The following is a 12,173-nucleotide window of genomic DNA, read 5'->3' on the forward strand; positions in this document are numbered from 1 at the left end:
GTCGTAGCAGTTCATACCCGATAGCGTCGCCCGCGCGAGGTCGGTGATGCTAACAACGCAGTGTTGTACAACGTCCTGTTGTGATGGATCAGCCCAGCTGCGTGATGGCCAACCGTAGGGCTGCGATCCCTGCGGCCTGCATGGGGTGCTCGTCGATGACGCGCTGCACCTGCTCGTGGGTGAACGGCTGTAGTTCGAGGATGCGGCCTTCGGCGTTGCCAGCCGTGGCCGTTGTGAACAGCTCATCGAAGGTCGCTGCGTCGATGACGACGGCCGTCAGTAGGTCGGTGGCGAAGCTGAGCGGGTCTACTCCCAGTCCGAGGCAGTAGACGGTGAGTGCGCCGTCGCGGCGCGCTTTCTCGAGCCGGACCGCGAATTCCCATGCCTCGTAGTCGATCGGTGCCAGGTCACTGCCGTGGTCTTCGCTTGCTCCGCACAGTTCTTCGGCGAACTCCCGCACCATGTTGCGCCACAGGGAGAAGTCGTTGTCAACGTTCCATGCGGCGTACCCAGAGGGCTGGAAGATTCCCACCGGCACGACTTGATACATGCCTCCGGCGTGCCCGACCTTGCGGGGATCGCGCCAGTGCAGCAGAAACGACTGCGAGCCGGCGGCGTCTCGACGGATGGTCAATGTGCTGATCGCGAGGTTGGTGGGCCGCTGTCTCGGATCACAGGGGTCGATGATGGCTGCACGGATACCGTCGGCGACCGTGTGCCCGAGGTGGGCGGCGGTGAATTCGTGAGCAGCGGCTTCGCCGACGTTGACGCTGTCGAAGTAGCGGCCCGTGCCGAATCTAAGTACCGGGGTGTCGCTGGCCAGCTCAGCGTGCAGTAGACGGTAGGTCGGCCGGTTTTCGAACACCGCGGGGGCGGCTATCTCCCCCACGGCCTCGGCGTAGGTCTCATACTGCTGGTCGCTGGTGCGCACGGGCAGTACCGATCTGCTCGGCGGCGGGGCAGCCGCGCGGTCATCTGCTGACCATTCGAGGGTGACGTCGTCCAGCGGAAGCGGCGAGGGCGGGATCCATTCGAGGCGGGTCAGCAGTGGAGTACCGGCGACCCGGTTTGCGGCGTGGTAGCTCGCCGCTGCCGCGGCGTCCAGGGTGGGTCGATGCGACCGCTGGTAGGCACGCACGTCGAGCCATGCGCGTTCGCTGGTAGTCAGCGTGCGGGGACTGGCACCCATCACTTCCTCCGCATGGTCGGCCCTAGCTGATCAAGCTGTCGCGGTGCTGCCACGCCAACGTCAAACAGGCAGCGCCCGGCGCGGCAACCGGCTCATTCTCCAACAATCGCTCGACCGACGCTGCGGTGAACGGCACACCGTCGGCGGCTCGGCCGCCTTCGACGGCGACCACTTCACCTTCGTCGTTGAACTGGACAGTCGTGCCGAACACGTCGTCGAAGACATCATCGTCGATGACAACTACCGTCAGGATCGTTGCCGCCAGGGTCAGCGCATCGACCCCGAGGCCCAGGATATGGGCACGGATCTTGCCTTCCGTCTGGGCGGCACCGAGCCGCTGGTACAGCGGCCACCGTTCGTAGTCAATCGCCGCGCTACGGCTGCCGTCGTGCTCGGGCGATCCCAACAGTTCCTCGGCGAATTCGCGGACTATGTTGCGCCACAATGAGAAGTCATTACGCCGATCCCATAACGCAACACTCGACGGCTGGAACTCACCGGCAGGGATGACGTCGTACATGCCCGCAGCTGTCGCCACCCGGGCGGGGTCACGCCAATGCAGCAAGAACGATGGCTCAGCGGGATACCGGCGCAGCCGGATCGTGAGAGTGGTGATCGCCGGTATCATCGCACGCCGCGCCGGTTCGAAGGGATCACCCACCAACTCACGAAACGGCAACCGCCCCTGCAACGTCGAGACGTGACCTGGCCAGTGCTCCATGCACGCTGCGGCCAGCTCATGCGCCAGCGCCTCGGAGACGTCGAGCTTGTCGAAGTAGGACCCCAGCCCGAAGTCCAGCACTCCTGACGAGACCGAGCCAGCAAGCAAGCGGTAACTCGGGCGGGACTCGAACAGCCGCGGCGGGTCGAGGTGTTTCACCGCCGCCGAGTAACTATCGAAGGCGGTCTCTGCCGTACGCAGCGGCCGAACTGCCAACGTTTGCTCCTCGGTACCAGCCACCTGGACGGGCTGAGGTCCTTCGTGTAAGCGCAATCGAACCGACTGCAGTTCGACCGGCTGAGAAGGCAGCCAGCCCTCCCCTGTCAGAAGCGAGGTCCCGGGCAGCCGGGTATCACTCGGATACCAGTGCGCCGCCAGCCGGCCGAGTTCGGCGCGATGCCGGTTGAGCCAATGCCGTTGTACCCGCCAGCGTCCTCGGCTGGCCACCACGGCTGCCGGCGTCACGGCCTCTGCGGCTCGCCGTCGTTGCCGACCGGCCATGCCGAGTTCCTCGAGTGGAATTCCCAGAACCTCTGCAATGCGCCGACGGTGATCGACGTCTGGGTTGCGGGTACCCGTCTCGACCTGACTGAGGAATTGCTGCGTGATCCCCAGTGCGCTCGCGACAGCGGCCTGGTTCAACCCGATAGCCAGCCGATATTCACGAATGACCTCGCCGACGTTGCGGATGTGGCCCGAATCGGTCTCACGCCTCAACCATGTGGGTCGGTGTGCCCCCTCCACTTCGACTCCTCCCGAAATGACTACTGCGGCAGCGACAGAATCATCTGAGGAGATGTTCTGGCAGCAGGCGAGATTGGTGGTCCTGACGGTACAGCCCGGTGCCGCTGTATTCCTTCCTAAGAGGCGAGAAGGGCTAGGTGCCTCAACCGCCCCTCGTCGGGCGAGGGCTCGGCGGCCTCTCGCTACACCCTGTGCGCGGGTCGTCTAGTTGAGATTGACGTGCTGATGTCCAGTGGACTTGTGCTGGGGAAGGTCACCGGCAGTTGCTGCAGTGCGCGGTGGAATGGTCCTGGGCGCCAGGTCAACTGTTGTACGGACACGGCCAGTCGCACGTCGGCGAGAACGTCCAGGAGTTGGTTGATGGCGTGCTCGGCGACGAGGTAGGCCACGTCCTTGGCTGGACACAGGTGTGGTCCGGCGCCGAACGCGAGGTGGGAGCGGTTGCCGATGAGGTCACCGCCAGCGATCTCGGGGTCGCGATGGCATGCGCTGATGCTGATGAGGACGGGGTGGTCAGCTGGTATCCAGCTTCGGTCGACCATGGTCGGCTGGCGGGGGTAGGTGGCGCAGAAGTTCGCCATCGGCGGGTCGGTGAACAGCACTTCGTCGAGTGCGTCTCGGGTCGTGAGGGCGCCGCTGAGCAGGCCGCCGCCGAAACGGTCGTCGGTGAGCATCAGGAGCAGGGTGTTGATGATGAGGTTGCGTATCGGTTCGATCCCCGCGCCGTAGATGCTCAGCAGCTGAGCGAGCATTTCGCGATCGGTGAGGTCGGCTTGATGGTGCGCCAGCCGTGAGGTGATGTCGTCGCCAGGGTCGACGCGCTTGCGCCGGATCAGCCGGATCAGTGCTGCGGTGGCTCTGGCCATCCCGGCGGCCGCATCGCGGCCGGAGTCGAAGCGCGCGGCCATACCCGCAGCGACGTCGTTTCCTATCTCCGGCGAGCAGCCGATCAGGTGGTTGAGGACATCGAACACGATTGGGAACGCGTAGTCGGTGGCCAGGTCGGCGCTGCCTCGCCCACAGAAGGTGTTGACGCGCGGGATGGCCAGTGATTCGACGAGGGTCTGTAGCCCATGCAGGTCGATTTTCGTGATGGGGTCCGACGACGCTTGCCGGTAGCGTTCGTGCGCCGGACCGTCGTGAAACCGGGCGGCGGGCTGCCAGCCGAGCATCGCGTGAATGGGTGAGTCCCGCGGAATGCTTCGCTCCCACTTCCGCGGGTCGGCGGGGAAACGGGCCGGGTCGTTCAAGATGGTCACCGCCGTGCGGTAGCGGAGTATCAACATCGCCGGAACACCCGGGGCCAACTCGACCGGTGCTACCGACCCGAATTGCTGACGCAACGACCGGTAGGTGCCGTGCGGGTCAGCGGCGAACTCCAGACTGTGCAGGGACACTCGGGAAACGTCTCCGGTGCCGTAGGGAGAACCGTGCCCGACAGGGCAGCGATCAGGCATCGGGTGCTGGTATGAGGGCGGGGTGGACATTGACGGGACTCCAGAGGGCAGGCAGCGGTCGTCGGCAGGACTGGGGCGCGCATCTCCAGCCGCCGGAGCGTGGAGCGTTCTGGACGCAACACCCAACGTTGTCGGTGTGGGTGAGGGCTCCGAGACCGTAGTGGGCGGTGAAAGTGCGGCAAATTGCGTTTGGTGGGGCTAGGCCAAGACGGTGCCGATGGCGGTGAGAAGTGCCTCCTGCTCGGGCAATTCGCACAGTCCGAAGATGTGGCCGTCGGGCTGCAGCAAGCACAAAATGCCGACTTCGTCGGCGCCATACAGCTTGTGGGCCGCGGCGGTGTCGGCGATGACAGCACCGTCCGGTGCGCCGCGACGCTGCTCGGGAGAGGTGATCACCGAAACCCGGACCCGCTCACCGAACCGGTGCGTTACCCGGTCTCGCAATGCCGTCAACGCTGGAATCGTCTCGGCGGTTCGCTGGAATACGAGCAACGTATGTCCGGGATGGTGCAGCAGTTCGTGCAAGCGCTGTCGGGAGGTCAGGGCAACGTCGGGGGCGCGGTCCCCGGCAACGAGGCCCCCGAGCGACGTGATACCCGGCGCTGGGGGGACTGTGTGCCGGTAGGTGGTGGCGATCCCGGATATTCCGTTCACCGCTTGTTCGACGAATCCTGGTTCCCGGATGATCGCGAGGCGCTCGGCGAGCGGCGTGCCGTGCGCCATGAGCAGGTCGTGCAGCGTTTCGGTCCTTTTGATGACCTGTTCGGCTGCCGGGCGCCGCTGCGGCTGGTAGGTGTCGAGTAGCTCCTCGCGGGCTTCTCCCCTGGTGACCAGGGCCAGCTTCCAGGCGAGGTTGTAGGCATCCTGCATGCCCAGATTCATGCCTTGAGCGCCGGCAGGTGAGTGGTGGTGGGCGGCATCCCCGGCAAGGAATACGTTGCCGCGCCGGTAGTCGCTGATGCCGATGCGGATGGTGAAGTTCGACGCCCATTCGGGCTGGCCAAGGGTGACCGAGCCGTGGAAGCAGCGGTCGAGCACCGCCTGGAATGCCTCCTGCGTGATTTCGGTTTCGGGATTGACGCTCATATCGCTGACCAACAGCCGGTAGATGTCACCGGGCAGGGGTATGAACAGCGTCATGCGGTCGGGTTCGACCAGGTAATCGAGGTCGTCGCTGGACAGCGGGAGACCGGATATCGGCGCGTCGGTCATTCTCATCTGGTCGGCGTAGTACTTACCGCTGACGACGGTCATACCCATCTGCCGACGGACGGTGCTGTGCACCCCATCGCACCCGATCAGCCGCTCGGGATGCAGGATCTCCTCCCGACCGTTGGCTTTGTTCACCACCCGCGCGGTGATGCGCCCGGCGCTGTCGGTGCTGAGGGACACCAGTTCGGTGTTCCACTCGATGGCGCCTCCGAGCGAGGCGTGCTCCTCATGCAGGATCCGCTCGGTCTCGGCCTGGCTGATGTTCAGCATGAACGGATAGCTGCTGTCGAGGTGCGTGAAGTCCAGTCGCGCGACTTCGTTCGTGCCCAGGAAGTGATAGTTCATCCGGCGGGCACGGCGTCCCCGCGCGACCAATCGGTCAGTCATACCCAAGTGGGCGAGAAATTCCATCAAACGCGCATGCACCACACACGCGTTCGAGGTCGTCGCCGAACCGGCCGCCCTGTCGATCACGCGGCACGCCACGCCCCACCGACGCAAGATGATCGCGGCCAGCGACCCGACTGGTCCCGCGCCGACGATGAGGATGCGGTTGCTGTCTTCGGAATCTTGAGACATGGATTGGCCTTCCTGATCGAGGGCTACGGTTTGCGGGCGAGTGCGCCGTAGGCGGAGATCGGCCGGGTTTCACCGACCTCGGTCTCGCCGCAGCGCCATTGGGTGATGGACACGAAGCCGGGCTCGACCAGCTGCAGCCCGTCGAACACGGCTTTCAGCTGCGCCTGCGGGCGCGGGAGATACGGTGTGCCGCCGGTGCCGGTGTAGTTGTGGCACAGGGTGACGTAGGCGCGGCTGTCGTCGGTGCCGTCCCACAGCGCCAGGTAGCTGCCCGGCGCGACGGCGTCCATGATGGTGTGCACGATGCGCAGGAGTTCGTCGTAGGTTTTTGTGTGGCCGAGCACGCCCATGAACATCACGGCGATGGGCTCATTGAAGTTCAGGACGTTGTTGGCGTCGGCGATGATCCGCTCGGGATCGTGGTAGTCGGCGTCGATGTAGGTGACCACGCCCTCGGCGGTGGTGGAGGTGAGCAGCGCCCGCGCGTGGGTGAGGACCAGCGGGTCGTTGTCGACGTAGACGATCCGGGCCTCGGGCGTGATGGTTTGGGCTATCTCGTGGGTGTTCTGCATCGTCGGCAATCCCGTTCCGACGTCGAGGAATTGCCGTACTCCGGCCTCGTGGGCGAGGTAGCGCACGACGCGGATGAGGAATTGCCGTGATTGCACGGCCATGGTGGTGATGTCGGGGTCTACTTCGATACCGGCATCGCCTGCGATGCGGTCGATCTCGTAGTAGTCCTTGCCGCCCATCCAGTAGTTCCAGATCCGCGCCGATTGCGGGATATCTGTCCGGATGAGGGGGCTGCGGCTTTCGCGCATGGAATTAGCTCCTGTGGATGTGGGAAATCAGCGCTGATGCGTCCGCCATAACGGCGGTTTCTCAACTGAATTGGCCGACTCAGCGGCCGTTCGTGCCATTGCCGGAGCGCACTGCGCGCTCATTGCAATTCCGGTCGGCGCCGTCAGCGGCAGCTCAAGCGCGTAAAGGCATGGTTGTGCCGTGGGTGGCAGAAATTTCCGCCATCATCTTCTAAACGGGCCTAGCGGACGCGGGAAAGACTTAACGGTGGCCGCTTCCCGCGGCGCAGGTAGTCGCGACGTCAGCCGCTCATTTCTCACGGCAGCTAGCGTCGCCCGCACGACTTGATCGGCGCTAACAACGCAGTGTTGTACAACACTCTGTTGTGATGCGTCGGTCTCGCTGTATTCGTCCCTGACGTGCACACGTGGGTACCGTCCTGGCGGGTCCGGAGCCCTGTGGCACAGCGACTCGTGTAGCTCGACGGCATCCGCAGAGCGGACCTACATGTGGGGCAGAGCCGAATGATGATTCAGATGACGGTCTCCTATCGAGGTTGACGACGAGGCGCAGTGGGTGCTGTCGCTCGCTCCAGGCGTCTGGTGTGGGTTATTCGGGCTCCCAAATCGGCCGTCCGTCGTGTGTGGTGGCTATGCGGCCGAGTTGTACGTCGGCGAAGTGGATGCCGAAGCCGAGGGTGTCGGGGATGGTGAGTTGGTCGACGAGGGCTCGGCTAGTGGTGACTGATCGGATCGGGTCGTCATCGATGGCGCCGGTTAGTTCGGGGTGGGTGATCTGAAGTGGGGTTTGCATCGCGTCGCCGAACACGATCAGCCGGTGTCCGATTGAGGTGATGACGTAACCGAGATGGCCAAGGCTGTGCCCGGGCAGGGACACGGCGTGTACGCCGGGAAAGATCTCCTTCCCCGTGACAATGGTGTGGACCTGGTCGGCGAAGACGTCGAGCATTTCGGAGCTGACGCCGGCGGCGGCCGCCAGATCGCGGTGTTGCCATTCCGTCTCTCCGATCAAGACGGGGATGTCGGCGAATGGGCTGGCCGCGGTGGCGGACGCGCTTTGCCAGAGCCATCCGATGTGGTCCAGGTGCAGGTGGGTGATGGCGACGAGCTCGATATCGGCCAGGGTTTTGCCCGCGGTGGTGAGGCTGTCGAGTAGCTGCCCGCCGCGCATCAGCCCATACGGGGTGGGCACGGCCAGTGGACCGAAGCCGGCGTCGATGAGCATGGCCCGGTTGCCGTGCTCGACCAGCAGCGCGCCGACACTGGCGACGAGATAACCGTCGTCGTTGATCAGATGCGGGTTCGCGGCCCACAGCTCGTCGTCAGAGTCCGGCAGCCAGGCGCGGGGTTCGAGCAGGGCAACGCCATCGGGGAGGTAGGTGATGCGGTGGTCGCCTCGCTGGTGGTGATGGAGTGTGGCGGGGCGGGTGTAGTGGTCGAGGTTGAGGGTCATGATCGGGTCTCCTGAGGTGCGGGTTCGAGGTGGACGTGGCCGCCGCCGGGACGTACCGTCCGGTCGGGCCGCCTGTCCGCGGGTTGCGGGCCGGGTGGGGTCGCCCCGGCCGGGTGGACGGGTCACGGCGCGCACCCAGCAGCGGGGGCGCCGGGCGGGTGCATAGCCGCGGCGATGCGGGATTCGGCAGCAGGCACGAAGGTTCTCGCAGGGGGATCGACGGCGGGCAGTGAAGGTTGGGGCCGCGTCCGGTCATGGATCGGGCCCAGCGGTCGGGTACGCCTGGACCCCGGTGGTGTCCGCTGCGTCCACACCCGTTGTGCTGTCCCAGCTGTCGGTCGCGGCCTCCGGCATTGCGTCGACGATCGCGGCGTCGATCCCAGCTCCGGTCTCGCGTTGGCCTCCGATGGCGGTGTCCAGGGCGCCGCGGGCGCGTTCGATCAGATCTTTCGGTGTCGGGGGCCGCTCGATGTCCCCGGCGTCGGTGGTGATGTCGCCGTCGATGCGGCGCAGGCTTTTCAGCGAGCGCCGGACACCATCGGCGATGATCGGGCTGGTGTAGCTGCGCCAGTGGGTGTCGAGGTCATCGAGGCTGTAGTGCAGGTATCCCTCGACCCGCTGGGCGAAGTCCCTGGTCGCGGTGTCGAATGCTCGGGCGCGGGCCTCGGCATCCAGGTCGATGGAGGTGGCGGTGCGGTCGGCGTGGGTCCACAGCGCTTCCATGTTGCGCCGCAACTGTTGGGCGGCGGCCGGGTCCGGCTCGGCGTCGGCGGTGGCGATGCCGAGGAGATGTTGGCGGGCGACGGTGATGGCAGCCATGTCGGTGAGTTGGCGCATGTCCTCGGCGACGCGGGAGGTGTTTCGCCGTCGGGGAGCCGGACGTGGTGTCGGCAGCAGGTGGTCGTCGCTCCATGTACGGCCGGATTCGGCGAGCCGCCGCACGACTTCGACCCATTCGGCGGGCACCCCTCGGTCGCGGGCTTGGATCTCCGCCAGCGCGCGTTGCCGGTCGATCGCGGCCATCTGCTCGAATACCGACGTTGTTGCGGTGACTTCCGTGTCGGCGGTGTGGAGGGTGGTGCGCAGGCGGCTAGCGTCGGCGGCCAGTTGATGGATGCGCCGCAGCAGGTCCGCGTAGTCGGGTGGGATGTCCCCGCTGCGGGTGCTCGTTCGTGGGCGGGTCATTGTCCGTATCCCTCGCCCGGTGAGGAGAACTGCGGCACGCCGATGTCGCCGTCGGCCGCGGGGTCATACACCCATGCCTGAGTGCTGGCGGCGTGGCTGAACATCGCTGTGAGCGGGTCGGTTTCGGTGTCGTGGACGGCTGCGCCGGGGCGAATCGCGGCGTCGACCGCAGCGTCGATGTCGGTGTCGGTAGTGCCGGCGGACCGGAACAGTGCCTGTGGGAGGATCAGCCCTTTCGTGATCGCGGTGACCAGCTCCTCACGGGTGCACAACGCCGCCGCAGCGTCGATCCGGATTCCGGCGTTGTTCAATGCGGTGGCTTGCAACGCGTAGGAGCGGGTGTCGACACGCGCGATCTGCCGCCAGCGCTGCACCACCTGCTCGGCGGGAACACCGTCGATGGGCACGATCGCCGCGTCAGCCCACTCCCCCGCGTCGCCCCACAGCGCATGACCTTCCTCACTCGTGAGGCCGAGCAGGTTGGCCACCCCTGCGGTCCGGTAGCGCAGGGCACGGAGGTTTCCCTCGACCTCGGCAATGGTCGTGGTGTCGCTGGCCGGGGTGATCTGTTCGCAAGCGGCGTGCAGAGCGGTCCACGCGCCCAGGCGTTGCACGTCGGCGTAGAGGTCACCGAGGACGCGGTCCCAGTCTGTGGGTTCCGGATCGCGGAGGTAGAGGTCGGCGCGCCAGTGGGTGCCGCGGTCGCCGCGTTCACGCACGTGCTCGATCCACACGCGGGGCACACCGCCGGCGTGGGCGGCGTCGATCAGTGCCTCACGCAGGAACGCGCGAGCTTGGTAGTCCTCATACCAGGACTGCGGCGGGGTTTGTCCGGTCTTGTGCTGGCGTTCGGTGGCGGTGGCCACCATCCGGTTGAGGAACACCGTCTGGTTCTGCAGTACTTTCAGTACCGCCGCCTGCTCCCGTGTCGGCGCCCTCACGACCCCGCCCCCAGCGGGAAGCCGCCGCCGAAGGCACGGAAGTCGGGTCCGAACCCCAGCCGCTCGACCGGGGTGCTCGCGCCGGGAGCCCCGAACCATGCGGCAGGAACGGGTTCGGCCGGAAGGCCGGGGGTGTCGATGTGCTGGTCGGGGGTGCAGCGGTGCAGGGGACCGTTTGCGGCGTCGAGGATGTAGCGCAGGTGCGGGTCGATGTGGCGGGTGAACAGCGTGCTCATCGCAGATTTGTCGGGCGCTACGCGGGCTGCTTCGAACACCCGGTGCAATCCCGCGAACCGCACCGAGACTGCGTGATGGGCCCACCACTTCCGGCACCAGGTGTATTGGCCTTCGCGGTTGTTGGCCGCGATCCGCACCGCGGTCACCGGCAGCAGCCACTGCTGCACGAACTCACTCCAGTGCTCGAACAGCGGCGGCGGCCCCTTCTGCTCGCCGTCGGACTTCTCGGCCGCCGGGGTGGGCTTGAAATAGCCGGTGGAGACCGGTTCGAAAGGCAGTCCGGGTGTGGCGATGTGGCTGGTGCGGGTGCAGCGGTGCAGGGGCCCGTTGGCGGCGTCGAGGATGACCTTGAAGTGGGCGTCGACGTGGGAGAGCACGAAGGCGCTGAACCCATTGCCGGTGCGGGCCCGCCTTTGCGCTTCGAACGCGGCGTGCAGATGCGCGATCCGTACCGCGACCGCCCGGTGGGCCCACCATCGTGGGCACCAGGTGTAGGTGTTTTCCCGGTTCGCCTCGGCCAGCCGGACGCTGACAAACGGCCACAACCACCTCTCGGCGAACTCGGTGAAATGCCGATACGACGGCGGCACCGGTCTGTTCGGCACGTTCTTGCCCGCCGCGGAGTTCCCCGTCGCCGGGGTTGGCGCGCTCACGAGCGTTCACCGCCGTCGGCCGGATCCTCGGGATCAATGGCTGGCGCTGTGCTGTGATCGGCGGCTTTCTGGAACCGTTCGAGCGATTTCCGGATCAGGGGCGCGTATTGGGTGTCCGACCACCAGATCTTTCGCACCACGACCGGTCCGTGGTTCGGAAGCCGCACCAGGGCACGATCTTTGGGCAGCGCGGCGAGCAGCGCGGTGTCGAGGATGGGTTCGGCGCGCCAGGACACCGTGCGGTTGGTGCCTTGGGCGCCGTGGCTGCGGGAGCGATCGGCGACGTCGTGCGGTCCGGTCATCGCCGACCAGTGCTCCAGATAGTCGGTCGCGGCGATCCCGCCGCCGTAGACCTCGATGGATTGGGCGCGCATCGTCTTCAATCCGTTCGTGCCCCAGAGGTCTTCGCCCTGTTCGAGGACCTGAAGGATGGTCATCAGCACGATCCCGCACCCGCCGGCGTAGGTGTAGTACGAGGGCAGTTCGGCGATACGGGCGCAGTTGGCGGCCTCGTCCAGCACCGCCAGCAGCGGCACCGCCAACCGCCCGTCCGGGCGCGCCCGTGCCGCGTCCAGCGCGGCTTCCAAGATCTGCCCGACCAGTGCGGAGGTGAGAGGTGTGGCGCCGTCGGGGCCGGCCATCGACAGCGCATACAACGTGTCGGTCGATTCCACGAACCGCGCGGGCTCGAACTGAGGCAGCTGATGGGTCTGGTCTTGTTCGGTCCGGTCGATGACGAGTTCGGTTTCGGGGGTCTTCTGGTCGATGGCCTCCCGGACCGCCAGCCGCACCCGACGCGGTGGGGTGACCATCCGGGCGTAGCCCTCGTCGGTGAGCACGTTCAGGAAGCGGCGGGCCATGTCGAACAGGCCGTCGCGTTGGCGGCTGTAGAGCGCTTGAGATTCGAGGATGCGTTCGGCGGAGCGATGATGCTTGTAGTGGCGCAGGATCAGCGCCGGGGTCTGGTCCTGATCGCGGCCG

The 12,173-nt window shown here is 66.2% G+C and carries 10 protein-coding genes; all 10 read right to left on the reverse strand.

Annotated elements, in window-relative coordinates; genetic code table 11:
* Nucleotides 1-88: 88 nt before the first annotated feature.
* Nucleotides 89-1,189, reverse strand: a complete 1,101-nt coding sequence (locus ON21_RS31550; RefSeq protein ID WP_039804138.1) for a hypothetical protein — start codon at nt 1,187-1,189, stop codon at nt 89-91.
* A gap of 22 nt (nt 1,190-1,211) precedes the next feature.
* Complete coding sequence (locus tag ON21_RS31555; protein ID WP_157171076.1) at nt 1,212-2,654, reverse strand: helix-turn-helix domain-containing protein; 1,443 nt, start codon at nt 2,652-2,654, stop codon at nt 1,212-1,214.
* Nucleotides 2,655-2,836: 182 nt separating this feature from the next.
* Complete coding sequence (locus ON21_RS31560) at nt 2,837-4,051, reverse strand: cytochrome P450 family protein (protein WP_306307726.1); 1,215 nt, start codon at nt 4,049-4,051, stop codon at nt 2,837-2,839.
* Between the two features lie 258 nt (nt 4,052-4,309).
* Nucleotides 4,310-5,902, reverse strand: coding sequence for an FAD-dependent monooxygenase (locus ON21_RS31565; protein ID WP_039804140.1), 1,593 nt, complete (start codon nt 5,900-5,902; stop codon nt 4,310-4,312).
* A gap of 23 nt (nt 5,903-5,925) precedes the next feature.
* Nucleotides 5,926-6,723: an SAM-dependent methyltransferase gene (locus ON21_RS31570; RefSeq protein WP_039804142.1), complete on the reverse strand. Its 798-nt coding sequence runs from the start codon at nt 6,721-6,723 to the stop codon at nt 5,926-5,928.
* Nucleotides 6,724-7,312: 589 nt separating this feature from the next.
* On the reverse strand, nt 7,313-8,176 hold the full coding sequence (locus ON21_RS31575) for an MBL fold metallo-hydrolase (RefSeq protein WP_051021547.1): 864 nt from the start codon (nt 8,174-8,176) through the stop codon (nt 7,313-7,315).
* Between the two features lie 252 nt (nt 8,177-8,428).
* Nucleotides 8,429-9,361, reverse strand: a complete 933-nt coding sequence (locus tag ON21_RS31580; protein WP_039804144.1) for a hypothetical protein — start codon at nt 9,359-9,361, stop codon at nt 8,429-8,431.
* On the reverse strand, nt 9,358-10,302 hold the full coding sequence (locus tag ON21_RS31585; protein WP_039804146.1) for a hypothetical protein: 945 nt from the start codon (nt 10,300-10,302) through the stop codon (nt 9,358-9,360). The genes ON21_RS31580 and ON21_RS31585 overlap by 4 nt, the downstream gene beginning before the upstream one ends.
* Nucleotides 10,299-11,192, reverse strand: a complete 894-nt coding sequence (locus ON21_RS36225) for a DUF4913 domain-containing protein (RefSeq protein WP_051021548.1) — start codon at nt 11,190-11,192, stop codon at nt 10,299-10,301. Before ON21_RS36225 ends, ON21_RS31585 begins: the two co-directional genes overlap by 4 nt.
* On the reverse strand, nt 11,189-12,173 hold a 985-nt coding region (locus ON21_RS31595; RefSeq protein ID WP_157171077.1), incomplete at its 5' end, for a type IV secretory system conjugative DNA transfer family protein. The genes ON21_RS36225 and ON21_RS31595, both read right to left, overlap by 4 nt.

Source organism: Nocardia araoensis NBRC 100135, from assembly GCF_000308435.1.
Classification (GTDB): domain Bacteria; phylum Actinomycetota; class Actinomycetes; order Mycobacteriales; family Mycobacteriaceae; genus Nocardia; species Nocardia araoensis.